This window comes from Streptomyces sp. NPDC048338, from assembly GCF_043201055.1.
GTDB lineage: Bacteria > Actinomycetota > Actinomycetes > Streptomycetales > Streptomycetaceae > Streptomyces.
This window is the reverse complement of sequence record NZ_JBICYQ010000003.1, coordinates 372613-396036: the sequence shown is the minus strand read 5'-3', so window position 1 is coordinate 396036 and position 23424 is coordinate 372613. Positions and strand designations below refer to the sequence as shown.

Annotated in this window: 18 protein-coding genes; 7 read left to right on the top strand and 11 right to left on the bottom strand. The window is 72.5% G+C overall.

Features of this window, described 5'->3' with window-relative positions; translation table 11 throughout:
* Window positions 1–5: 5 nt before the first annotated feature.
* Window positions 6–464 carry a hypothetical protein gene (locus ACGFZF_RS09385; RefSeq protein ID WP_393552455.1) on the bottom strand — a complete coding sequence of 153 codons (459 nt, stop codon included), beginning with the start codon at window positions 462–464 and terminating at the stop codon, window positions 6–8.
* Between the two features lie 293 nt (window positions 465–757).
* On the opposite strand from ACGFZF_RS09385, the gene ACGFZF_RS09380 reads away from it, so the two are divergent.
* The 3 genes from ACGFZF_RS09380 to ACGFZF_RS09370 all read left to right on the top strand — a co-directional run bounded on the left by ACGFZF_RS09380 (window position 758) and on the right by ACGFZF_RS09370 (window position 3631).
* Window positions 758–1249 carry an SseB family protein gene (locus ACGFZF_RS09380; RefSeq protein WP_356601398.1) on the top strand — a complete coding sequence of 164 codons (492 nt, stop codon included), beginning with the start codon at window positions 758–760 and terminating at the stop codon, window positions 1247–1249.
* Window positions 1250–1363: 114 nt separating this feature from the next.
* A complete protein-coding gene (locus tag ACGFZF_RS09375; RefSeq protein ID WP_393552451.1) occupies window positions 1364–2326 on the top strand; it encodes a pirin family protein in 963 nt (320 codons plus the stop codon).
* Between the two features lie 222 nt (window positions 2327–2548).
* Entirely contained in the window at window positions 2549–3631 is a 1083-nt protein-coding gene (locus ACGFZF_RS09370) for an AI-2E family transporter (protein WP_393552448.1), read from the top strand.
* Window positions 3632–3763: 132 nt separating this feature from the next.
* On the opposite strand, the gene ACGFZF_RS09365 is transcribed toward ACGFZF_RS09370, so the two are convergent.
* The gene (locus ACGFZF_RS09365) at window positions 3764–4576 is read right to left on the bottom strand and encodes an MBL fold metallo-hydrolase (RefSeq protein WP_393552445.1); all 813 of its coding nucleotides are present in this window, start codon (window positions 4574–4576) and stop codon (window positions 3764–3766) included.
* A 213-nt stretch (window positions 4577–4789) separates the two neighbouring features.
* The gene (locus tag ACGFZF_RS09360) at window positions 4790–6940 is read right to left on the bottom strand and encodes a SpoIIE family protein phosphatase (protein ID WP_393552442.1); all 2151 of its coding nucleotides are present in this window, start codon (window positions 6938–6940) and stop codon (window positions 4790–4792) included.
* A gap of 134 nt (window positions 6941–7074) precedes the next feature.
* On the opposite strand from ACGFZF_RS09360, the gene aspS reads away from it, so the two are divergent.
* Window positions 7075–8895, top strand: a complete 1821-nt coding sequence (aspS, locus tag ACGFZF_RS09355) for an aspartate--tRNA ligase (protein WP_393552439.1) — start codon at window positions 7075–7077, stop codon at window positions 8893–8895.
* A 717-nt stretch (window positions 8896–9612) separates the two neighbouring features.
* On the opposite strand, the gene metG is transcribed toward aspS, so the two are convergent.
* Window positions 9613–11232 carry a methionine--tRNA ligase gene (gene metG, locus ACGFZF_RS09350; protein ID WP_393552436.1) on the bottom strand — a complete coding sequence of 540 codons (1620 nt, stop codon included), beginning with the start codon at window positions 11230–11232 and terminating at the stop codon, window positions 9613–9615.
* Between the two features lie 133 nt (window positions 11233–11365).
* Here metG and ACGFZF_RS09345 point away from each other — a divergent pair, with 133 nt between their 5' ends.
* Together ACGFZF_RS09345 and ACGFZF_RS09340 are read left to right on the top strand one after the other, a co-directional pair.
* On the top strand, window positions 11366–12022 hold the full coding sequence (locus tag ACGFZF_RS09345) for a response regulator transcription factor (protein ID WP_393552433.1): 657 nt from the start codon (window positions 11366–11368) through the stop codon (window positions 12020–12022).
* Entirely contained in the window at window positions 12019–13230 is a 1212-nt protein-coding gene (locus ACGFZF_RS09340) for a sensor histidine kinase (RefSeq protein WP_393552430.1), read from the top strand. Before ACGFZF_RS09345 ends, ACGFZF_RS09340 begins: the two co-directional genes overlap by 4 nt.
* Here the strand turns inward: ACGFZF_RS09340 and ACGFZF_RS09335 are convergent.
* On the bottom strand, window positions 13227–14681 hold the full coding sequence (locus ACGFZF_RS09335; protein WP_393552427.1) for a VWA domain-containing protein: 1455 nt from the start codon (window positions 14679–14681) through the stop codon (window positions 13227–13229). The genes ACGFZF_RS09340 and ACGFZF_RS09335 overlap by 4 nt on opposite strands.
* Window positions 14682–15044: 363 nt before the next feature.
* On the opposite strand from ACGFZF_RS09335, the gene ACGFZF_RS09330 reads away from it, so the two are divergent.
* The gene (locus tag ACGFZF_RS09330; RefSeq protein WP_393552424.1) at window positions 15045–17084 is read left to right on the top strand and encodes a PhoX family protein; all 2040 of its coding nucleotides are present in this window, start codon (window positions 15045–15047) and stop codon (window positions 17082–17084) included.
* A 40-nt stretch (window positions 17085–17124) separates the two neighbouring features.
* Here ACGFZF_RS09330 and ACGFZF_RS09325 read toward each other — a convergent pair whose 3' ends face one another.
* The 6 genes from ACGFZF_RS09325 to ACGFZF_RS09300 form a co-directional block, all read right to left on the bottom strand.
* Complete coding sequence (locus ACGFZF_RS09325) at window positions 17125–18105, bottom strand: hypothetical protein (protein WP_393552421.1); 981 nt, start codon at window positions 18103–18105, stop codon at window positions 17125–17127.
* Window positions 18106–18270: 165 nt separating this feature from the next.
* Window positions 18271–19743: an APC family permease gene (locus tag ACGFZF_RS09320; RefSeq protein WP_393552418.1), complete on the bottom strand. Its 1473-nt coding sequence runs from the start codon at window positions 19741–19743 to the stop codon at window positions 18271–18273.
* Window positions 19744–19942: 199 nt separating this feature from the next.
* The gene (locus ACGFZF_RS09315) at window positions 19943–21910 is read right to left on the bottom strand and encodes an FUSC family protein (protein ID WP_393552415.1); all 1968 of its coding nucleotides are present in this window, start codon (window positions 21908–21910) and stop codon (window positions 19943–19945) included.
* Window positions 21911–21950: 40 nt separating this feature from the next.
* Window positions 21951–22190 (bottom strand): DUF2630 family protein, encoded by a 240-nt coding sequence (locus ACGFZF_RS09310; protein WP_147979735.1) that lies wholly within the window; start codon window positions 22188–22190, stop codon window positions 21951–21953.
* A 296-nt stretch (window positions 22191–22486) separates the two neighbouring features.
* Entirely contained in the window at window positions 22487–22921 is a 435-nt protein-coding gene (locus ACGFZF_RS09305) for a hypothetical protein (RefSeq protein WP_393552412.1), read from the bottom strand.
* Window positions 22922–22928: 7 nt separating this feature from the next.
* Window positions 22929–23354, bottom strand: coding sequence for a hypothetical protein (locus ACGFZF_RS09300; RefSeq protein ID WP_393552409.1), 426 nt, complete (start codon window positions 23352–23354; stop codon window positions 22929–22931).
* Window positions 23355–23424 lie beyond the last annotated feature (70 nt).

The following is a 23424-nucleotide window of genomic DNA, read 5'->3' as shown; positions in this document are numbered from 1 at the left end:
CCGGATCAGCCCTCCTTCTTCTGGGAGGGGGCGGGCGCCTCGGCGGCGATCTTGCGCTGGGTGTCGAGCTCGCGTTCGCCGAAGTCGCGGCCGGCGCTCTTGAGGGCGCTCTCCAGCCGTCCGCACTCGTCGCGGACGGCGGTGAGGCGGGTCTTCCAGGTGCCGAGGATCTCGGTCAGGGCGGCGGAGGAGTCGAAGCCGGCGGTCCCGCCGGTGACGCCCTCGTTCGCGGTGCCGAGGTCGGTGAGCGAGGTGGTGGTCGAGGTGCGCAGCTCGCCGGAGGCCTTGCCGGCGCCGTGCCAGGGACCCTCTTCGGCCTTCAGGTTCGCGTCGCCGCCGCCGCCTCCACCGCCTCCACCGCCTCCGCGGTCCTCGGCGGGCAGACCCGCGAGGGTCATCGACGCGGGCTGTCCGGACGGCGCGGCGCCCCCGAACAGCTCGTCCCATTTGGCGTTCAGTGCCATGTTCCACCCCCGTGGCGACCGGAAATTGCTCACGCGAACCTAGCAAGAGAAGACGAACGGTGCGAAGACACGTGCGAAGGGCAGGTTCTTCGTCCGTGACGAGGACCGCCGGGCGCGGTCGCCGGGGGCCGGGCCGGGGCGCCAGGGGGCGGTGACCGAGCGCCGGCGCGTCGCCTCCGTCCCGTTCCGCCGGGGTGGACGCGGTGCTCCGGCACCGTTCCGCCGGGGTGTGCGCTCCGTCTCGGCCGACCCGAACCGCTCTGGGCGCGGCGACCGCTCGATAGGCTGGGGGCATGTACGGATACGGCCAGCACGGCGACGGCAGCGCCGCCCAGCAGCAGTACGCCCAGCCCCCGCAGCAGCCGATGCAGGGAGGCATGCAGGGCGGCGGGTACGGGCAGCAGCCTCCCCTCTACCCGGAGCCGTCGCCGCCCTCCCTGGCCGACGCCGTACGCGCCTTCACGACGGGCTCGCTGGCCGCCGAGGACTTCCAGCAGGTCTTCGCGACCTCCAAGGTCTACTGCCCCCGTGGGGACAACCCCGGCTTCCTGGCGCTGCACAACACCCAGCAGCCGGTGATCCCGATGTTCACCTCGCTCAAGGAGCTGCGGCGGTACGCGGGCAAGGAGTCGAAGTACTTCGTGATCACCGGCGCCGAGGTGATCGACCTGCTGCCGACCGGCTACGGCTTCGTCCTCGACATGGAGGGCGACCACCGCATGGTCTTCGACGCGAAGGCCGTGGAGCAGATGGTCGACTTCGCGATGCGCCGGATGTACGGCTGACGCAGGCGGGGAACGTGTGGGAACGCCCGGGAGGAATTACTCCCGGGCGTTCCGCGTTCCAGGTGGCAGGAAGTTCATTGTTCAACTAAAGTGGTCGCACAAGGAGGCCCCGCCATGCCCGCTGTGACTGTCGAGAACCCGCTCACCCTGCCGCGCGTCGCCGCCCCGGCCGACGCCGTCCCCCGCCCCGTGCTCGCCGTGACCACGGCACCTTCCGGATTCGAGGGCGAGGGATTCCCGGTGCGCCGCGCGTTCGCCGGGATCAACTACCGCTACCTCGACCCGTTCATCATGATGGACCAGATGGGAGAGGTGGAGTACGCCCCCGGCGAGCCCAAGGGCACGCCCTGGCACCCCCACCGGGGCTTCGAGACCGTCACCTACATCATCGACGGCGTCTTCGACCACCAGGACTCCAACGGCGGTGGCGGCACCATCACCAACGGCGACACCCAGTGGATGACCGCCGGATCCGGACTGCTGCACATCGAGGCTCCGCCGGAGTCGCTCGTCGTGAGCGGCGGACTCTTCCACGGGCTCCAGCTGTGGGTGAACCTGCCGGCCGAGGACAAGATGATGGCCCCGCGCTACCAGGACATCCGCGGCGGCCAGGTGCAGCTGCTGACCTCGCCGGACGGCGGCGCGCTCTACCGCGTCATCGCGGGCGACCTCGACGGCCACGCCGGCCCGGGCATCACCCACACCCCGATCACGATGATCCACGCGACCGTCCGGCCGGGCGCCGAGGTGACGCTGCCGTGGCGCGAGGACTTCAACGGCCTCGCCTACGTGCTGGCCGGCCGCGGCTCGGTCGGCGCCGACCGGCGTCCGGTCCACATGGGCCAGACCGCGGTCTTCGGCACGGGCGGCTCGCTGACGGTCCGCGCGGACGAGAAGCAGGACGCGCACACCCCGGACCTGGAGGTCGTCCTGCTGGGCGGCCGGCCGATCCGCGAACCGATGGCGCACTACGGCCCGTTCGTCATGAACAGCCAGGCGGAGCTGCGTCAGGCCTTCGAGGACTTCCAGGCCGGCCGGCTCGGCACCATCCCGGCGGTGCACGGGATGGGCGAGTAGACCCCTCGGCGGAGAGTCGCGCCGCGCACCGGACCCGTCCGGCGCGCGGCGCTCGGCTCCGCCGGGACCGCCGGGACCGCTCCGGAGGGGCGTGGCCGGGAGACTCCGAAGGGACGCGGCCACGAGACTCCGAAGGGGCCTGGCCGCGAGATCCTGACGAGCCGTCACCCGTCCGGCCCGTACCGCAGGACGACACGCCGCGGCGCGTGGTCCGGTGAACTGGTGCAGACGCAGCCGGAGCCGCAGAGATCCCTCCTTCCCGCGCCCGCGCGTCGTGCCGCCGCCTGGTGCGTCGTCGCGCTGCTGTTCATCGCGGTCGCCGCCGTCGGCATCTGGCTCTGCGTCGAGCTCCAGACGGCCGTCACCCCCGTGCTGCTCGCCCTGCTCGGCACCGCCCTGCTCGGCCCCCTCTACCGGCGCCTGCTGCGCATGAAGGTGCAGAAGTCGCTCGCCGCCGCGCTCACGGTCCTCGCCGTCGTCGCCGTCGTCGGCGGCGCCGGCTACATCGTCGTCGTCGCCCTCATCGAGACCGGCGACCAGATCCTCGACTCGCTGCGGCAGGCCGCGACCGACATCGCCCAGCACCTCGGCGCGGCCGGCACCTCCCTCGACGACGTCGCGCGGAACGCGCAGTCGCTGCTCCAGAGATTCGGCGGGACCGCCGCCTCCGGGGTGATCTCCGGCCTCAGCGTCGTCGCCGAGCTGATCGCCACCGGAGTCCTCGCGCTGCTGCTGATCTTCTTCTTCCTCCGTGACTCCGACAAGGCCGCGGGCGCCCTGCGCTCCCTCGCCCCCTCGTCCACCGGCGACGCGGTCGAGGCGATGGCCCGCCGCGCCTTCGAGGCCGTCGAGGGCTTCATGCGCGGCACCACCTTCGTCGCGCTCGTCGACGCCGTCCTGATCGGCGTCGGTCTGCTGCTCCTGCGGGTGCCCGGCGCCGTCGGGCTCGCCGCGCTGGTCTTCGTCACGGCCTACATCCCGTACCTCGGCGCCTTCCTCTCCGGCGCCGTCGCCGTCCTCGTCGCGCTCGCCGACCGCGGCGTGGTCATCGCCCTGTGGGCCCTCGGCGTCGTCCTCGCCGTCCAGGTCCTGGAGGGATACGTGCTCCAGCCCATGGTCCAGAGCCGGACCGTCCAGATGCACCCCGCCGTGGTCATGCTGGCGATCACCGCCGGCGCGTCCGTGGCCGGGATCCTGGGGATGCTGCTCGCCGTGCCGCTGACGGCGGCGGCGTTCGGGGTGATCGGCGAACTGCGCGGACGGTACGCCGCTGCGGAGGAGCGCGCGCCGGAGCGACCCGGCTGACGGGACCACCTGGCCTCCGCCGGTCGGGACGTACGGGCCCGGCTGACGGGACCACCTGGCCTCCGCCGGTCGGGACGTACGGGCGCGGCGCGTGCGCCGCCGCGGCCCGCGGCCCGCGGCCCGCGCCGGGCGTCAGGCGGGCAGGCCGCCCGGCTCGAAGGACGCCAGGAGCTGTTCGAGGGCCGCCTGGTCGGGCCCGACGAACGGGTCCTGGTCCGGCGCCATCGTGATCGTGTCGAGCATCGCGTCGGTCATGCGCACGGCCGGCGGCAGATGCGTGCTGAGCACGATCTCCGGGTTCATGTCCCGCAGCGGGGCGAGCGTCGCCCGGTACTTCCCGGGGTCCACGATGTGCACCCACGGGCTGTCCACCGTGGCCCACAGCAGCTGCGCGGCACGCAGCTCCTCCGGCTTGAGGTCGCTCGCGTGCCCGCTCTCCGCGAGCTCGGCGGACGGCATGGGTCCGCCGAAGCAGTCGGAGCTGAAGCAGATCCGCGTCTTCTCGTCGTAGAAGCCGACGGTCGCCGGGTTGTCGAAGAGCGGCGGCCGGAAGCCCGTCAGGCTGCGGTCGCCGACGTCCAGGGACTGGCCCGGGTTGAGGAAGTACACCCGGTCCATCGGGAGCGGGCGCTCGGTGGACATGATCCCCGCGCCGAGGAAGGTGGTCACCACGCGGGCCTTCGGGGCCGCCTCCAGCAGGTCGAAGAGGCCACCGGTGTGGTCGCGGTCGGGGTGGGTGAGCCAGATCCAGCGCACGTCGGCGGGGTCCATGACCGAGCCGAGCGCGGCGACGAAGTCGCGGTCGGCGAGGGAGAGCCCGGTGTCGACGACGACCGGCTCCCGGGCGGTGAGGACGAAGGCGTTGGCCGGGATGTGGCCGATCCCCGGTACGTCGAGACTGTCGGCCATGACGGTGGTGTCGCTTCCGACCCTGTGGATATCCATGGCGGGGCTCCGTTGTCCCCCCGGCGGCCGTACCAGACCCAGTCTCCTCCGGTCCGCAGGTCGCCGCGCGGCGGCGAACCGGCGAACCGGCGAACCGGCGGGTCCTGTCGCGCGGTCCGCGCCGCGCACGTGCCCGGCACGTGCGGGGCGCGCACGTGCCCGCGCCCCGTACGTGCCGACCGCGGGCACCGGCCGAGGGGCGCCCGGACCGTTCTACGCGGCGCCGTTCCCGTTCGGCGACTCCGGGGGCTCGTTCAGCTCGAACCAGATCGACTTGCCCTGGCCCCGCGGATCCACGCCCCAGGTGTGCGCCAGCATCTCCATCAGCATCAGGCCGCGCCCCGACGAGGCCATTTCCCCCGGGTGCCGCTTGTGGGGCAGCTCGTCGCTGGTGTCGGAGACCTCGACGCGCAGCCGGCGGGCCTCGCCGGCGCAGGTCACCTCGGCGACCACCAGCGCGTCCCCGTCCGTGTGGATGAGGACGTTGGTGACCATCTCGGACACCATCAGGACCGCGGAGTCGACCTGCTCCTCGTCGTTCCAGTCGTGCAGCAGCTGCCGCAGGTGCTGGCGGGCGGCGGCGATGCGCTGCTGCTCCGCCTGGGCGACGGTCATCATCGTGCGGCGCGGGGCCTGCGGGACGGCCGGGCCCTGCCGCGACAGGAGCAGGACCGCGATGTCGTCCTCGCGACGGTCCGCGAGCGGACCGGTGGTGTGGTGGGAGCCCGGACCGTGGACGGCCTCCACGAGGCGGTCGGCCAGCTCCTCCAGGGATTTCCCGTCGTGCTCCTCGAGCAGCGCGCGGAGACGCTCCCAGCCGGAGTCGAGGTCGTGCCCGCCGGTCTCCAGGAGTCCGTCGGTGCACATCATGAGGGTCTCTCCGGGCTCCAGCGTGAGCCGGGTCGTCGGGTAGTCGGTGTCCGGGTCGATGCCGAGCGGCAGGCCGCCGGCCGTCGGGCGCAGGAGAACCGTTCCGTCTGTCATCCGGACCGCCGGGTCGGGATGACCGGCCCGGGCGATGTCCAGCGTGCCGGTGACCGGGTCGATCTCCATGTAGAGGCAGGTCGCGAAGCGCGGGCCACCGTCCTCGGCGCCCCCGCCCGACGGTCCGTCCCCGTCCGGGCCGTATCCGGGTCCGTACCCCGGACCGTCCGCCTCGCCGTCGGTGATCCCGTACAGGAAGCGCGAGGCGCGGGAGAGCACGGCGTCCGGGCGGTGGCCCTCGGAGGCGTACGCGCGCAGCGCGATCCGGAGCTGGCCCATCAGGCCGGCGGCGCGCACGTCGTGCCCCTGGACGTCGCCGATGACCAGGGCCATGCGCCCGCCGGGCAGCTGGATCATGTCGTACCAGTCACCGCCGACCTGCAGCCCGCCGCCGGTGGGGACGTACCGGGCGGCCACCTGCAGGCCCGGGAGGCCGGGACCCAGGACCGGCATCATCGTGCGCTGCAGGCCGAGCGACAGCTCCCGCTCGGACTCGGCGACACCGGCCCGGGCCAGCGCCTGGGCGAGCATCCGGGCGACGGTGGTGAGGACCGAGCGCTCGTCGGGGGTGAAGGCCACCGGGTGCTTGAAGGCGGCCATCCAGGCGCCCATGGTGCGCCCGGCGACGATCAGCGGGAGGTAGGCCCAGGACTGGCGGCCGAAGCGCCGGGCGAGCGGCCAGGTGACCGGGAAGCGCCGCAGGTACTCCTGCGGCGACGGCAGGTAGATGGCCCGGCCGGTCCGGGTGACCTCGGCGGCCGGATAGTCGGTGTCCAGCGACATCGAGCTGAAGGGGCCCTCGTCGCCGGTGCTGTGCCCGTGGTGGCCGATGATCGTCAACCGGTCGCCCGCCACCCCGAAGACGGCGAGCCCGTCGGGCGAGAACCCCGGCATCGACAGCGAGGCGGCGACCCGCAGCACCTCGGCGGTCGACCGGGCCTCGGCCAGCGCGCGGCCCGCGTCCAGCAGGAACGCCTCGCGCGAACGGCGCCAGTCGCCGGTGACGGGTGTGCGGGCGGCGGTGCCGGGCTGCGCCTCGGCGACCTCCTGGAGCGTGCCGACGAGCTGGTAGTCGCCGCCCTGCAGGAGCGGCTTGGACCGGCTCCGTACGGTACGGATCACCCGTCCCCGGTCGTCCATGATCCGCAGCCGGGCCTCGGCGAGCGTGCCCTCCACGATGGCCAGATGGACGACCCCGTCGACCTCGTTCCAGTCGACCGGGTGAAAACGGGAGCGTACGGCCGCCTCGGTGAGCCGGGCGGGCTCGGCGGGCAGCCCGAGCAGCCGGGCCGCCTCGGCGTCGAGCGTGACGATCCCGGACGCGTTGTCCCAGCGCCACAGGCCGGTCGCGATCGCGGCCAGGACGTCCTCGGTGCGCATTGCCCCACTTTATGGAGAGCGGGCCGCCGGTCGCCACTGAGAGTATTCGGAGGCCGATCCCGGGTGGCCCGGTACCCTTGACGGGCCTGGATCCTTCCGGGCTCCCACAGATTCCGAAGACTGGATGAACGACGATGCATCGGTACAGGTCCCACACCTGCGGCGAGCTCCGCGCCTCTGACGTCGGCACCGACGTCCGGCTGAGCGGCTGGCTGCACAATCGGCGCGACCTGGGCGGCATCCTCTTCATCGATCTGCGCGACCACTACGGCATCACGCAGCTCGTCGCCCGGCCGGGCACCGCGGCCGCCGAGACCCTGGACAAGCTGACGAAGGAGACCGTCGTCCGCGTCGACGGCAAGGTCGTCTCCCGCGGCGCCGACAACGTCAACCCGGAGCTGGCGACCGGCGAGATCGAGATCGAGGCCGCCGAGATCGAGGTCCTCGGCGCGTCCAAGCAGATCCCCTTCACCATCAACGCCGACGACGGCGTCAACGAGGAGCGGCGCCTGGAGTACCGCTTCCTCGACCTGCGCCGCGAGCGCATGCACCGCAACATCATGCTGCGCTCCGCCGTCATCGCCTCCATCCGCTCCAAGATGGTGGCCCTCGGCTTCAACGAGATGGCGACCCCGATCCTGGCCGCGACCTCCCCCGAGGGCGCGCGCGACTTCGTGGTCCCGTCCCGTCTGAACCCGGGCAAGTTCTACGCGCTGCCGCAGGCGCCGCAGCAGTTCAAGCAGCTGCTGATGATCTCCGGCTTCGACCGCTACTTCCAGATCGCGCCCTGCTTCCGCGACGAGGACGCCCGCGCCGACCGCTCGCCGGGCGAGTTCTACCAGCTCGACGTCGAGATGAGCTTCGTCGAGCAGGAGGACGTCTTCCAGCCGATCGAGAAGCTCATGACCGAGATCTTCGAGGAGTTCGGCGGCGGGCGTCACGTCACCTCGCCGTTCCCGCGGATCCCGTTCCGCGAGTCGATGCTGAAGTACGGCAACGACAAGCCGGACCTGCGCACCGACCTGGAGCTCGTCGACATCTCGGACGTCTTCGAGAACTCCGAGTTCAAGGCGTTCGCGGGCAAGCACGTCCGTGCCCTGGCCGTGCCGGACACCGGCGACCAGCCGCGCAAGTTCTTCGACTCCCTGGGCGACTTCGCCGTCTCCCTCGGCGCCAAGGGCCTGGCCTGGGTCCGCGTCGGCGAGGGCAACGCCCTGACCGGCCCGATCGCCAAGTTCCTCACCGAGGAGAACGTCAAGGTCCTCGCCGAGCGTCTCGGCCTGGAGCCGGGCCACGCGATCTTCTTCGGCGCGGGCGAGTTCGACGAGGTCTCCAAGATCATGGGCCCGGTCCGGGTCGAGGCCGCCAAGCGCGCCGGCCGGTTCGAGGAGAACGTCTTCCGCTTCGCCTGGATCGTCGACTTCCCGATGTACGAGCGGGACGAGGAGACCGGCAAGATCGACTTCTCGCACAACCCGTTCTCGATGCCGCAGGGCGGCCTGCAGGCCCTGGAGACCCAGGACCCGCTGGACGTCCTCGGCTGGCAGTACGACATCGTCTGCAACGGCATCGAGCTGTCCTCGGGCGCGATCCGGAACCACGAGCCCGAGATCATGTTCAAGGCGTTCGAGATCGCGGGCTACTCCCGCGAGACGGTCGAGCAGGAGTTCGCGGGCATGCTCCGCGCCTTCGAGTACGGCGCCCCGCCGCACGGCGGCATCGCCCCGGGCGTCGACCGCATCGTGATGCTGCTGGCCGACGAGCCCAACATCCGCGAGACCATCGCCTTCCCGCTCAACGGCAACGCCCAGGACCTCCTGATGGGCGCCCCGACGGAACTGGACGAGGCGCGCCTGCGCGAGCTGAACATCCAGCTGCGCAAGCCGGTCGCGAAGGAGAAGCCGGCCGACGAGCGCCCGGTCACGGACGCGGTCCACCCGGACGCGGCGCGGTAGGACCTGCCTCTGCCTTCGAAGCAGCGCCGGCAGGGCCCGGAATCCACTCGGATTCCGGGCCCTTTCGTGTGTGTGGGGGAGGTGGGGGTGGGAGGGGGTGGGGTGAGGTGGGGTGGGGTCTTGGGGCTCGGGTGCCTCGGGTGCCGCGGGTGCCGCGGGTGCCGCGGGTGCCGCGGGTGCCGCGGGTGCCGCGGGTGCCGCGGGTGCCGCGGGCGGTGGCCGCCCTCTCTCCGAGTGTGGCGGGTTGCGGCGCCGCATCAAGGGCGCTCCTTCGTCGCGTCGGCTTCGCCGATTCCGCTTCGCTCCACCCTTGACCCGTCGCCTCCACCCGCCTTTTCACACTCGGAGGGCGGCCCGGGGGATGGGCCCAAGCGGGGGGCCGGTGGGGCGCGCAGCGCCGTCGGCGGCCGTCTGTCTTGGGGTGGTTCAGCGCGGCCATGGAATGGGGCGGTCGGGCGCGGCTTGGCGGGTGCCGCTCGGTTCCTGGCGGGGGTTCATGCCCCGCTGGTCGATGTCCGGTGGGGGTGAAGCCGAATCCGCCCGCAGGGGGCCGGCGTGGCGGTCGTCGGCGCTGGGATGACGCCAGGGCGTACGTACTCGCGGTAACGCGTCGCGTGAAGCCGTGCATACGGTGCATATCGGGCTTCGGGAGGGCTTGAGGTACGCGGGAACGCGGAAGGAGGGGGTCCCGGGTGGGGCCCCCTCCTTCCGCGTGACTCACTGGTCCTTCTTCGGCTCCTCCAGACGCGGGAAGAGCACCGCGCCCTTCGTGACCGTCGCGCCCGCGGGGAGCGTGCCCCACGTGCCGGCGTCCTGGACCGGCTGGGCGGCCAGGGTGCCCAGGGCGGGCTCGGCGCCGAGGGACTCCCAGAGCTTCTGGGAGGTCTCCGGCATGATCGGGTTGAGCAGGACCGCGACCGCGCGGAGCGACTCGGCGGCCGTGTACAGGATCGTCGCCAGGCGGGCGCGGCCCGCCTCGCTGTCGTCCTTCGCGACCTTCCAGGGCTCCTGCTCCGTGATGTAGCCGTTGACCTGCTTCACGAAGTCGAAGATCGCCAGGATGCCGCCCTGGAAGTCCAGCTCCTCGCCGATCTTCCGGTCGGCCGTGGCGACGGCAGCGGTCAGACCCTCGTGGATCGCCTTCTCCGCGTCGCCGTCGGCCGTCGCGGCCGGCAGGGCGCCCTCGAAGTACTTGCCGACCATGGCCGCCACGCGCGAGGCGAGGTTGCCGTAGTCGTTGGCGAGCTCGGAGGTGTAGCGGGCGGCGAAGTCCTCCCAGGAGAACGAGCCGTCCTGGCCGAACGCGATCGCGCGCAGGAAGTACCAGCGGTACGCGTCCACGCCGAAGTGCGAGGTCAGGTCCTGCGGCTTGATGCCGGTCAGGTTCGACTTCGACATCTTCTCGCCGCCGACCATCAGCCAGCCGTTGGCCGCGATCCGGCCCGGGACGGGCAGGCCCTGCGCCATCAGCATCGCCGGCCAGATCACCGCGTGGAAGCGCAGGATGTCCTTGCCGATGAGGTGGACGTTCGCCGGGAAGGTCTCGTCGAACTTCTGCTGGTTCGTGCCGTAGCCCACGGCCGTCGCGTAGTTCAGCAGCGCGTCGATCCACACGTAGATCACGTGCTTCTCGTCCCACGGCACGGGGACGCCCCAGTCGAAGGTGGAGCGCGAGATCGAGAGGTCCTGCAGGCCCTGCTTCACGAAGTTCAGGACCTCGTTGCGGGCCGACTCCGGCTGGATGAAGTCCGGGTTCGCCTCGTAGAACTCGACGAGGCGCGGGCCGTACTCGCTCAGCTTGAAGAAGTAGTTCTCCTCCTTGAGGATCTCCACCGGCTTCTTGTGGACCGGACACAGCTTCGTGCCGTCCTCGGCCTCGATGAGATCACCGGGGAGCTTGTACTCCTCGCAGCCCACGCAGTACGGGCCCTCGTACCCGCCCTTGTAGATCTCGCCCTTGTCGTACAGGTCCTGCACGAACTCCTGCACGCGGTCGGTGTGACGCTTCTCCGTCGTCCGGATGAAGTCGTCGTTCGCGATGTTCAGGTGCTCCCAGAGAGGCTTCCACGCCTCCTGGACGAGCTTGTCGCACCACTCCTGCGGGGTGACCCCGTTCGCCTCCGCGGTGCGCATGATCTTCTGACCGTGCTCGTCCGTGCCGGTGAGGTACCACACCTTCTCGCCGCGCTGACGGTGCCAGCGCGTGAGCACGTCGCCTGCGACGGTCGTGTAGGCGTGGCCCAGGTGAGGAGCGTCGTTGACGTAGTAGATGGGGGTCGACACGTAGTACGACTTCACGTCGTTCGCCCCCTGCTTCTCGGATCCAGTGGCCGCCATGGTCGAAATCCTAACGGCCTGGCGAAGATCCACTCACATCGTTAAGCGGCCGCGGGAGCACGGAGACGTCCGCGAAACGTTCCCCGGCGTAGAAAGCCCCATGCGGAGCATCGAGGAAACGGACACGCGAGACATGCGAGTACTGGTCGCCGAGGACGAGGTGGTCCTCGCGGAGCTGGTCGCCACCGGACTGCGGCGGGCCGGGTTCGCCGTCGACACCGTCTACAGCGGCGACGCCGCCCTCGCCTACCTGGGGCTGCACGACTACGACGTGGTCGTCCTCGACCGTGACCTGCCGCGTGTCCACGGCGACGACGTGGCCCGCCGGCTGGTCGCCGGGGCGTCCCGGACCAGGATCCTGATGCTGACGGCGGCCGCCGGCCTGGAGGACCGGGTCGAGGGTCTCGACCTGGGCGCCGACGACTACCTGGGCAAGCCCTTCGAGTTCCCGGAGCTGGTGTCCCGGGTACGGGCCCTGCGGCGCCGGGCCGCCCGGCCGCCGGTGCCGCCGCTCCTGGAGAGGGGCGGGCTGCGGATGGACACCGTCCGCCGGACGGCCGCGCGGGACGGGCGGGACCTCGACCTGTCGCCCAAGGAGTTCTCGGTGCTCCAGATCCTGCTGGAGGCGGACGGCGCCCCCGTGTCGGCCGAGGAGCTGCTCGAACGGGCCTGGGACCTGCACGCCGACCCCTTCACGGCCGCGGTGCGGGTCTGCATGAGCAAGCTGCGCGCCAAGCTGGGCGAGCCGGGCCTGATCCGCACGGTGCAGGGTGTGGGGTACGTGCTGTGAGCGGCGGACCGATCGGTTCGGGGTCGACCATCCGCACCCGGATCGCGCTCGTCTACGGCGCCGTCTTCGTGGTCCTCGGCGGCTGCCTGCTCGGCGTGGTCAACCTGCTCTCCCGGGCCGGTACGGAGGGGGAGGCGGAGGCCATCGCGGCGCGCGTCCGGGTGGTGCGGGCGGTGCCCCTCTCCGAGGCGCCCGTGCAGAGCGTCTCCGCGTACCAGCTCAGCGACGACGTCAGCCGGGCCGCCGGCGAGCAGATGCTGATGTGGTCGTGCCTGGCCCTCGTCGTCATGGCGATGTGCGCGGTGGTCGTCGGGTGGTGGACGGCCGGGCGGGTGCTGCGCCCGGTGCACGAGATGACCGCGCGGGCGCGGCGGCTGGCCGAGCGGGACCTGCGGGTGGGGGTCGCGGCCCCGGACGGCGCCGGGGGCAGAATTGCGGCGAGCGGGCCCGACGACGAGCTGAAGGAGCTCGGCGACACCATCGACGCGCTTCTCGGCCGGCTGGAGGGCGCCCTCGACAGCCAGCGGCGGTTCATCGCGAACGCCTCGCACGAGCTGCGTACCCCGCTGGCCACCCAGCGCACCGCGATCCAGGTGGGGATCGACGACTCGTCCGAGGTCAAGCAGGTGCTGCTCGACAGCAACCGGCGCAGCGAGCGGCTCATCGACGGGCTGCTGGTGCTCGCGCGGAGCGAGCGCGGTCTGGAGGAGCGCGAGGACGTGCGGCTGGCGGAGGTCGTCGCGGAGGAGTGCGAGGCGTACGGGGTGACCGTGGACGGCGACGTCGGCGACGGCGACGGCGATGGCGATGGCGATGGCGTGACCGCGGTCGGGGGCGGGGGCGTCGTGCGGGGCAGCCGGGTGCTGATCGGGCAGCTCGTACGCAATCTCGTCGCGAACGCGGTCGTGCACAACGTGCCCGGCGGGTCGGTCGCGGTGCGGGTCGCCGACGGCAGGGTCCGCGTCACCAACACGGGGCCGGTGGTCGCCCAGGGCGACGTGGCGGGGCTCTTCGAGCCGTTCCGGAGAGGGGAGGGGCGCGACCGGATGGGGCCGGGTGCGGGCCTCGGCCTGTCGATCGTCCGGTCGATCGCCGCCGCGCACGGCGGGACCGTGGCGGCGGTGGCCCGTACGGCGGAGGACGGGGGCGGCCTGGCGGTGACGGTGACCTTGCCGGTCACCGCCACCGTCGGGGCGTCGGCGTCCTAGCCGGCGTTCTCGGCCTGCCAGCCGGCGAGCAGACCGCGGTAGAAGGCGGGGTGCGCCGTCTCGACCGGAGCCGGGCCGGCCGGGAAGTGGCCGGTGTGCGGGGCGTCGAGCTTCCGGAGGAAGTCGAAGGCCTTGCCGTCCTCCTCGCCCCAGGCCACGAACTGCCAGTGGATCGGGCGCTCGGCGGCGGCGGCCAGCGCCTGGGCGGCGGCGGTCTTCGACTCCGGGGCGCCGTCGGTCTGGAAGACGACGAACGCGGGCCGCGTCGGGTCGCCCTTCTCGTGGTGGGCGAGGACCTCCTCGATCGCGCGGTGGTAGTTCGTGCGGCCCAGCCGGCCGAGACCCGCGTTGATCGTGTCGATGCGGTTCTCGTCGAGGGTCGCCGGGGTGAGCTCCGCCGTGCCGTCGATGTCGGTGGAGAAGAACACCGCGGTGACGGCCGCGTCCGCGTCGAGGTGCGCCGCGAGGGCGACGGTCTGCTCGGCGAGGCGCTGTACGGAGCCGTCCTTGAAGTACCCGCGCATCGAACCGGACCGGTCGACGACGAGGTACACGGCGGCCCGCGCTCCGGTGAGCCCCTGCTTCTTGAGCGCGGCCCCGGCGGCCTTGTAGGCGTCGACGAGATGGGGCGCCGCGGCCTTGACCCTGGCGAGCGAGAGAGCGGGGGTACCGGTGGCGACGACCACTGCCTCTTCGGTCGCGGCCTCTTCGGCGACGGGCTGTGCCTCGACGGCGATGGGCTGTGCCTCGACGGCGACGGGCTCGGCGGCCTCCGGCTCCGGCTCGGCGGCCTCCGGCTCCGGCTCGGCGGCCTCCGGCTCGGCGGCCTCCGGCTGGGTGGCCTCGGGCTCCGGCTGGGTGTCCTCCGGCTCGACCGCGACCTCGGGCTGGACGGCCTCGGTGGCGTCCTGCTCGGCCTCGGTGGGCTCGGTGGCGTCCTGCTCGGCCTCGACGACGAGCTCAGGCTCCGCCTCCGGCTCGGCCTCGACGACGAGCTCAGGCTCCGCCTCCGGCTCGGGCTCGGCGACGACCTTCGCCTCGACGGCGACCTCAGGCTCGACGGCCTCGGGCTTCGCCTCCGCCTCGACGACCTCCGCCTCGACGACCTCGGGTTCGGGCTCGACGACGACCTCAGGCTCGACGGCGACCTCCGCCTCCGCCTCCGCTTCGACGACCTCGGGGTCGGCCTCGACGGCAGCCTCCGGCTTCGCCTCGACGACCTTCGGTTCCGCTTCCGCCGAACGTGCCTGCGGGATCTGCGGGTTGTCGAAGGCCGCCGCCACCAGGTCCGCGGCGGCGCGCTCGGACGCGCTCTCCCGGCCGGCCGGGGACGGGAGTGTGACCTCCGGGTCCTGCGTGGCGGCCGGCTTCGGCGCCTCTTCCTTCGTCTCCTCGGCCGCCTCGACGTCCGCCTCGGCGGTCTCCGCAACCTCCGCCGCAGGCGGTGTCACACGTTCCGTCTGGGGCGGGACGGAGGTTGCCGGGGTTTCGTTCTGTTCGGCACTGTCGCGTCCGAACACCTTGCGCAGCAAGCTCCGAATGCCCATGGGCGAACCCTTTCGCATGAGTTGGGTGCGGTGTATGTCCGTACTGGGTGCTTCGGGACGTTCATCCCTGGCCAGGGCGGACACGTAAGGTTAGCGGTCTGCCCGGCGCCGCCCACGGCACCCCGCCCCTGGCCGTCGCCCACGGTCGCTCCGGATTCATCCGCCGTTCATTCCCGCGCCGCCGCAGTGCAGATGTGCGCACATAACGTCACCGCCGAACGGATTCCCGACACCATGTCGGCGCGGTGTGCGCCGGAGGAGGACGAAGTGCGCAAACTGCTGCCGCTGATCGGTACCAACCCGCACGGAGGCGGTCGTTCCGCCCTCACCTGCCGGTTCCGCTGTGGCGACGCCTGCTTCCACGAGGTGCCCAACACCAGCGACAACGAGTACGTCGGTGACGTCATAGCCGGTGTCCTCTCCCGTCGTTCGATGATGCGCGCCGCCGCCGTCGTCACCGTGGCCACCGCGGCCGGGACCGGTCTCGCGGTCGGCAACGCGCCGGTGGCCGAGGCCCACCCGCACCGGCCCGGACGCCCCGACGGTGCCCGCGGCCTGCGGTTCGAGGCCGTCGCGCCCAACAAGGCCGACCAGGTCACCGTCCCCTCCGGCTACGCGCAGAACGTCGTCATCCGCTGGGGTGAGCCGATCCTCCGCGGTGCTCCGGCCTTCGACGCCGACAAGCAGACGGCCAAGGCGCAGGCGGGCCAGTTCGGCTACAACAACGACTTCCTCTCGCTGCTCCCCCTCCGGGGCGAGCACGGCCGCCAGGTCCTCGTCGCCAACCACGAGTACACCGACGAGATCCTGATGTTCCGCGGCTACGACGCCGAGAACCCGACCCGCGAGCAGGTCGAGATCGCCTGGGCCGCCCACGGTCTGTCCGTCGTCGTGGTCCAGGAGGAGCACCGCTCCGGCCGGCTCACCCCGGTCACCCGCCACCCGCTCAACCGCCGACTCACGGCCACCAGCGAGTTCCGGCTCACCGGTCCCGCCGCCGGTTCGCCGCTGCTGCGGACCTCCGCCGACCCCGCCGGGCGCAAGGTGCTCGGCACGCTCAACAACTGCGCGGGCGGCACCACCCCGTGGGGCACCACCCTCCACGGCGAGGAGAACTTCAACCAGTACTTCGCCAACGGGTCGAGCGCCACCGACAAGCGGTACGGCATCGGCACCGGTGCCACCGAGCGCAAGTGGGAGCGGTTCGACAAGCGGTTCGACCTCAAGCAGGAGCCGAACGAGGTCCACCGCTTCGGCTGGGTCGTCGAGCTCGACCCGTACGACCCCGACGCCACCCCGCGCAAGCGCACCGCGCTCGGCCGTTTCAAGCACGAGGCCGCGCAGCCGCGTCTGACCGAGGACGGCCGTCCGGTGGTCTACATGGGCGACGACGAGCGCTTCGACTACTTCTACAAGTTCGTCTCCTCGAAGCGGATGAAGAAGGGCGGCTCGCGGGCGGCCCGCGAGCACAACCTCACCCTGCTCGACGAGGGCACCCTCTACGTCGCGAAGCTCACCGGCGATTCGCCCGGCGAGGTCGACGGCACCGGCCGGCTGCCGAACGACGGTGAGTTCGACGGCTCCGGTGTGTGGATCCCGCTGGCCACCGGCGACGTCTCGCACGTGCCGGGCATGACCGCCGAGGAGGTGTACGTCTTCACCCGGCTCGCCGGGGACAAGGTCGGCGCCACCAAGATGGACCGCCCCGAGGACGTCGAGCCGTCCCCGCGCACCGGCCGCGTCTACGTCGCGCTCACCAACAACAGCGACCGCGGCAAGGCGGGCAAGGCCGCCGCCGACGAGGCCAACCCGCGCAACCTGAACAAGCACGGGCAGATCCTCGAACTGGCCGAGCACTGGGACGACCCCGCCGGCGACGGCTTCGCCTGGCGTCTCTTCCTGGTCGCCGGCGACCCGAACGACCCGGCCACCTACTTCGCGGGCTTCCCCAAGGAGAAGGTCTCCCCCATCTCCTGCCCGGACAACGTCGCGTTCGACCCGCACGGCAACCTGTGGATCTCGACCGACGGCAACCAGCTCGGCTCGCACGACGGCCTGTTCGGGGTCGCCACGCAGGGCGAGCGGCGCGGTGAGCTCAAGCAGTTCCTGACCGTCCCGTCCGGTGCCGAGACCTGCGGTCCGATCATCCAGGACCGCCGGGTCCTGGTCGCGGTCCAGCACCCGGGCGAGATCGACGGGGCATCCGTCGAGAAGCCGGCGTCCGTCTGGCCCGACGGCCCGGGCCGGATCGTCCGCCCGGCGGTCGTCGCGGTCTGGCGCAAGGACGGCGGGGACATCGGCGTCTGATCCGGTGCGGGGGTGGTGTGAGAGGCGCGGGGGGCGCCGCTCACACCACCCCCAGACCCTCGCGGAACCGGACGAACTGTTCCTCGGGTTCGCCGGTGTACGCCCAGGGCACCCAGGAGGCCCGGGCGCCGAGCATGCCCAGGAGTTCTCGCGCCACCTCGATCTGGCCCGCGTAGCAGGCCGCGTGCGCCAGGCAGTTGAGGTCCGCGATCTCCTCGGGGGAGACCGGCCGGCCCGGTTCCCGGCCGCCGATCCAGCGTTCGTGGGTCCGGCGCAGTTCGGTGACCGCGAGTTCGTGCTTCCAGTGCTGGTCGAACCCGCGCACCGGGCCCCGGCCGAGCGCTCCGTCGGCGATGTAGCGGTACTCCTCCACCCGGGCGACCTGCACCAGGACCGGCAGGGGCGAGCCGGGCGGGGCCACGCCCGCGGCGTCGCGCGCGAAGTCGTACATCGCGCCGTGCGTGCCGTGCCAGCGGGCGGACCAGTAGCGCAGGAGCTGGGTGTGGCCTTCGGTGTTGTACGGGTCCCGGCGGCGCAGTTCGTCGAACCAGCCGCGCAGTTCACGGCGCGGTACCCCGCCCTCGTAGAGGCGGGCCACGGAGAGCAGCGACACCCAGGGCATCGGGTCGGCGGGGGCGGCGTCCGCGGCGAAGAGGCAGGCCTCCACGGTCGCGTCGAGCTGGGCGCGGTTCACGGGGGAGCCGCGGCCCGCGGCGATGGCCGTGTCGAAGACCCGGACGACCTCGGTGGCCGCCCGGAGCACGGCCGCGTCCGGGTTGTGCGGCTCGGCGGCCCACCACGCCTCGGCCGTGGAGCTGCCGGCGGCGGCGTGCGAGAGGAGCCGCAGCCGGTGGGTGCGCCGTACCCAGTCGTCGCCGGTGGCCCGCAGCAGGTCCCGTACCCCCTGCCAGCGGCCGATGACGATGTCGTGCCGGGCGTCGGTGAGGGCGCGGTCACCGAAGTCGGGGTCGAAGTCGGGTGTGAAGCGGGACGGGCGGGACGGTCGGCGGCGTACGGCCATCGGTCTTCCTCCCTCGGGAGCTTCGGACGGGCGGGCGAGCTTCGGGGTACGGCGGCGGTGTACGGCTCGGGGGCGGGACGTTCCTGCGGGGGCGGTCGTGGTGCTGAGTACGTCGCCGGCGGGCCGGCGGTTCGGTGAAGTGGGCGGTCGGCGGCGGGGTGGTGGTCAGAAGTCGGTGGCGAGGGTCTCGTCCGGACGGCGGGCGCGCGGGCTGCTCGGCGCGAACGGCTCCGCCGCGGCGAGGGCCCGGGCGGCGTCCAGCCGGGCGGGGCGGTAGTACGAACTGCCCTTGCGCCAGTACACGATCATCGGGACCACGCCGACGAGGAGTCCGCCGAGACCGATGACCAGCGAGGGCGTGGACAGTTCGCCGAGCGACTCGGCGAACGCCCAGAACATGAAGGCGGACCCGAGCAGCGGCCAGACGCCGCCGAGGAGGAGGTTGCGCACCGAGCCGAGGAGCATCCCGCGGTAGGCGACGACGGCGGCGAGTCCCGCCAGCCCGTAGTAGAAGGCGATCTGGAGGCCGATCGCGGCGACGGCGTGTTCGAGGATCTGCCCCATCGAGCCGGCGGCGGCCGCCGCACCGAACATCAGGAGCGCCGCCCCGCCGACCGCGACGATCGCCACCCACGGCGTGTTCCAGCGGCGGTGGACCGTCCCGAGCGCGGCCGGCATCGTCCGGTCCCGGCCCATCGCGAACAGGGAGCGGGTGACCTGGATCAGGGTGGTCTCCAGGGTGGCGATCGTGGACAGCAGCACGGCCACGATCAGCAGTTTGCCGCCGACACCGGGCCAGATCTCCTGGCCGAGCACGGCCAGGACGCCCGCGCCGCCGGCCTCGATCTGCTCCGCGGTCAGCAGGATGTTGACGGCGATGGTGAACGCCTCGAAGAGCAGGAAGACCACGCCGACGCCGACGAGCGCGGCCAGCCCGGCGGTGCGCCGGCTGTCGCGGGTCTCCTCGCTGAGGTTGCTGGTGACGTCCCAGCCCCAGTAGTAGTACGCGGCGATCAGCGCGCCGGAGGCGAAGCCGGCGGGGCCGTCGAAGTGGCCGAGGCCCAGCCAGGACCAGTCGAAGGCGACGGCGTGCCCGCGGTGCAGCAGCGCGGCCAGGACGAAGCCGACGAGGATGAGCATCTCGACGCCCGACATGAGCAGTTGGGCGCGGACGGTCAGCCGGGCGCCGCCGAGGACGACCAGCAGCATGAGCAGGAACCAGCCGAAGCCGACGGCGGCCGCCAGCGGTGTGTTCTCGGCGAGGCCGGCGTCGAAGAGGGAGAGGGTGAGTGCTCCGGCGGGCAGCGATCCGGCGACCATGAAGACGGTCGCGGCGACCACCAGGGCCCAGCCGGAGAGGAAGCCGAGGAAGGGGTGCAGCGTGCGGCCCACCCAGGAGTAGCCGGCACCCGCGTTGACGTCGATCCGGCCCAGGCGGGCGTAGGCGAGGACGATGCCGAGCATCGGTATCGCGCAGTAGAGCAGCGCCGCGGGTCCGGCCAGGCCGACCGCCCCGAACAGGACGGCGGTGGTGGCGGCCAGCGAGTAGGCGGGTGCGCTGCCCGCGACCGCCATGACGATGGTGTCGAACGTCCCGAGGACATTGGGCTGGAGCCCTCTGCCGGTGGTGGTGCGCATGGCGGATGTCCTTGGGTGGCACGGGAGGTGGTGCAGGACGAAATGACCGTGTCATCGGGTCGGTTGACCGCTCCGGTGAGCGCGGATCAAGGTGAATCGAGCGCATCGTAGTCGCCCCGATGGAATCCGGTAACGGCGGCGGGGAGGGTTCTCGTGGGTGACCGCCGGTAAGGGCATCCGTACGCCCCATGCGGCGGGTTTAGGTTCCGTCCGGGCCGTTCTCGCCGCGGGGAGTGGCGATCGCGCGGGCCGCCCGGACCTCCTGGCGCAGGGGTGCGAGCACCCCTTCCTCGTCGCCCAGGAGCTCGGCCCGCACTTCCACCAGGACGCTGCTGCTGCGCAGTCCGTCCGCGAGTTCGCGCAACTGCCGTTCGACGGCGGTGACCTCGGAGGGATCCGGTGGCGCGGCGCCGTGCTCGACGCGGACCCGGGCGGCGGTCGTCGCGTCGACGATCCGCTCCACGGCGACGACCAGGGGCCACCAGGCGGCGGCGAGGGTGCCGGTCGGCGGCGGCTCGGTCAGGGCCCGCTGGAACTCCGAGCGCACGGCCGACAGGTCCCGGTACAGGGCGCGCCGGGCCCGGACCCGGACCGCCTGGCTCTGTTGCACCGGATCGAAGGCGCAGGTCACGTATGTGGCCGTGTCGGCGACCGCGTCGGCGAGCCGGTCGCCGATCCGGGTGTGCCAGGACTCCGGCCACAGCAGGTAACCGGCGATCAGGGCGATGGCGCAGCCGATGAGGGAGTCGTAGAGCCGGGGCAGGACCAGGTCGACGCCCTGTTCGTTGAGCAGGTCGGAGAGCAGCAGGATGACCGGGGTGATCGCCGCGGTCTGGAAGGCGTACCCCTTCGCGGAGAAGGCCGGGATCAGTCCCCCGAGCACCAGCATCACCGGCACGTCCCACCAGCCGCGTTCCAGCTCGGCCAGCAGCAGCGCGGCGACGGCGAGCCCGGCCGCGGTGCCGAGGGCGCGGAGCACGGCGCGGGAGAACACGGAGCCGAAGTCGGGCTTCATCACGAACGTGACGGTGAGGGCGACCCAGTACGAGCGGGGCACGGGCACCAGGGAGACCAGCGACTGGGCGAGGCCGATGCAGAGCGCGAGCCGCAGGCCGTAGCGCCAGGAGGGTTCGGACAGCAGGACGGCGCGGGTCGTGCGGCGGACCCGGATGCGCAGGGCGGCGGGGCGGCCGAGCCGGTCGTCGACGTTGTACGGGTCGGGCTCGGCCTCGTGGACGACGGTCGCCGCGTGGCGGAGGGCCTGGTCGACGGCCCTTTCGGAGGGGCGCGCGGCGTCGGGCAGGTCCAGGACGGGAGTGCCGGTGCGGCCCTCCTCGACGGCGTCGGCCAGGTCGCGGACCGCGGCCGGGATCTCCGGGGGCACCGGCCGGTGGAAGCGGCGTGCCGCCAGGTGCGCGGCCGGCGCGGCCTCCACCAGCGGGATCACCACGTTCAGCTGCGCGAGCAGGCGCACCAGGACGGGGGTGCGGCCGTGCTGGCGGGTGCGGCGGGCCAGGACGAGGTCGTAGGACTGGTCGAGCGAGGTGGTGACGGCCCGGCGCTTCTCGTCGTACGTGTCCGAGCCCGCGGCCTCGAACAGCACGGCGACCGCGCGGTAGGTGCCGGCGACCGCCGTGCGTTCGGGGACCCCGCCGCGCAGCGGCCAGCCGAGCAGGGTCAGCGCGAGGACGACGACGCCGCCGAGGGTGAGCAGGAAGGGGGCCTTCCACCAGGGGTCGGGCAGGGGCAGGCCGGCGCCGACGACGGCGTTCAGGAGGAGCAGCAGGCCCGAGACGGAGGCCACCGCGCCGATCGAGGAGATCATCCCGGAGACCAGCGCGATGACGGTGAGGACGGCGACGGCGAGCCAGCCCTGGCCGTGGACCAGGGATCCGAGGGTGACGCCGAGGGCGCCGAAGAGCTGGGGGACGGCGATGTTGTAGAAGCGCATCCGGTACGCGTCGGCGGTGTCGCCGATGACGCCGGACAGGGCGCCCATCGAGACCAGGGCCCCGGACACGGGCTGGTCCAGGGCGAAGCCGACGGCGAGCGGCGCGGCGAGCGCGACCGAGGCGCGGGCGACGGCGGCCCAGGGGACGGGTGCGGGTTGCGGGCGCAGGCCCGCGGTGAGCCAGGGTGGCGGGCTGAGTCCCGCGGGTCGTGCCATTCCTCCCCCTACGGGTCCCGGTCCCTGCCGGTCCTCCACGTCAGTTGCGGTATCCCTCCACCTCCGCCGCCGGGCGGACGGCCGCCGTGTCCGGGTCCTCGCCGAACTCCGCCTTCGCGCGACGCTGGCGCAACAGGTCCCAGCACTGGTCCAGTTGCACTTCCAGCTCGGCGAGCCGGGACCGCTCCTCCGCGAGCAGGCCGCCCACCCGCTCGCGCAGGGCGCGCTCCTCCTCGACGAGGGAGCCGATGTTCCCGAGGATCTGCGCGTCGTCGTACATGGGGTCCATGTACTCAAGCGTGGCCGATCGGCGCCCGGCGTGCAGGTCGAGCACGTCCTCCCCTGCACGGCCGGGCCCGCGCGTCCGGCTCGGCGGGCCGGGGGCGGCTCGTCCCGAGCCGGCGGGACCGGCTCTGACCAGCGGGTCCCCCGGCACGGTGGCTCCCCGGCACCCGCCCCCTCCCGTACGGCCGGTGTGGCGGGGCGGGTGCCGGGGCTGCACGGAGCGGGAGACGGTCTCCTGGAATCCGGCACGGGACGGCGGGCGGCCGGGCCGCCCGCCGTCCCGTCGCGGCGTCAGTGCCGCAGGGCCTGGCCGATCTCGGCCTTCGTGGTGCCGGAGAGCGTCCGGTTGCTGCGCGCGGTGCCGTTCTTCGACGCGCCCGGCGCGACGCCGTCGATGTTCAGGACGACCGCGTCGAGCAGGTTCCCTTCGTCGTCACGGAAGTTGACCCAGACCGTGTAGTCGGCCTGCGTGTCCGTGGGGTTGGTCGCGGTGATCTCGGAGACGGTCCGGTCGCCGTCGGGCTTCGTGGCCCCGGCCTTGACGTCGCCGGTGGCGTTCACCCCGTCCTTGACCTCGTTCATCTTCTCCTGGGCGGCCGAGGCCGCCGCGGCCGTCGCGGTGGCCACGATGTCCCCGGCCGTCTCCTTGACCTCGTCGCATCCGGTGAGGGTGACGACGAGGAGCGCGGACGCGGCGGCGAGGGCCCCGGCTCGGGTGCGGTTCACCGGAGGCTCAGCCCTTCGTCCGTCCGAAGGACTGCGTGTCCGTGGCCAGCGCCCAGATCACGAAGATCGAGATGGCCATGGTGAACAGCGACCACCAGGGCTGGTAGGGCAGCGAGAGGAAGTGGGCGATCGTGTTCAGGGCGGCGAGCGTGATGCCCGCGGCCCGTCCCCATTCCGTGCCCTTGAGGATTCCGTAGGCGGCGAGGACCACGATGATCCCGAGGATCAGGTGGATCCAGCCCCAGGACGTCAGGTCGAACTTGAAGGTGTAGTCGCCGACACGCGTGTAGACGTCGTCCTCGGCGATCCCGGCGATGCCCCAGATGATGTCCATGATGCCGATGACCAGCATGAGGACACCCGCGAACAGCGTGCCGCCGGAGGCCCACGCGCTCTTGGTGCTCGGCTCGGGGGATGCTGTGTTGTGGCTCATGAGCCTCATGGTCCGGCCGGCGGCCCGGGATCACCTGTCAACTGAGCCGAACGGGTGAACGGATCCCGTG

Excerpts from the sequence above, each read along its gene's own strand:
- ACGFZF_RS09385 (WP_393552455.1), bottom strand. The coding sequence starts at position 464 with ATGGCACTGAACGCCAAATGGGACGAGCTGTTCGGGGGCGCCGCGCCG.
- ACGFZF_RS09380 (WP_356601398.1), top strand. The coding sequence starts at position 758 with ATGTACGGATACGGCCAGCACGGCGACGGCAGCGCCGCCCAGCAGCAG.
- ACGFZF_RS09375 (WP_393552451.1), top strand. The coding sequence starts at position 1,364 with ATGCCCGCTGTGACTGTCGAGAACCCGCTCACCCTGCCGCGCGTCGCC.
- ACGFZF_RS09365 (WP_393552445.1), bottom strand. The coding sequence starts at position 4,576 with ATGGATATCCACAGGGTCGGAAGCGACACCACCGTCATGGCCGACAGT.
- ACGFZF_RS09360 (WP_393552442.1), bottom strand. The coding sequence starts at position 6,940 with ATGCGCACCGAGGACGTCCTGGCCGCGATCGCGACCGGCCTGTGGCGC.
- aspS (WP_393552439.1), top strand. The coding sequence starts at position 7,075 with ATGCATCGGTACAGGTCCCACACCTGCGGCGAGCTCCGCGCCTCTGAC.
- metG (WP_393552436.1), bottom strand. The coding sequence starts at position 11,232 with ATGGCGGCCACTGGATCCGAGAAGCAGGGGGCGAACGACGTGAAGTCG.
- ACGFZF_RS09345 (WP_393552433.1), top strand. The coding sequence starts at position 11,366 with ATGCGAGTACTGGTCGCCGAGGACGAGGTGGTCCTCGCGGAGCTGGTC.
- ACGFZF_RS09325 (WP_393552421.1), bottom strand. The coding sequence starts at position 18,105 with ATGGCCGTACGCCGCCGACCGTCCCGCCCGTCCCGCTTCACACCCGAC.
- ACGFZF_RS09320 (WP_393552418.1), bottom strand. The coding sequence starts at position 19,743 with ATGCGCACCACCACCGGCAGAGGGCTCCAGCCCAATGTCCTCGGGACG.
- ACGFZF_RS09315 (WP_393552415.1), bottom strand. The coding sequence starts at position 21,910 with ATGGCACGACCCGCGGGACTCAGCCCGCCACCCTGGCTCACCGCGGGC.
- ACGFZF_RS09310 (WP_147979735.1), bottom strand. The coding sequence starts at position 22,190 with ATGTACGACGACGCGCAGATCCTCGGGAACATCGGCTCCCTCGTCGAG.
- ACGFZF_RS09300 (WP_393552409.1), bottom strand. The coding sequence starts at position 23,354 with ATGAGCCACAACACAGCATCCCCCGAGCCGAGCACCAAGAGCGCGTGG.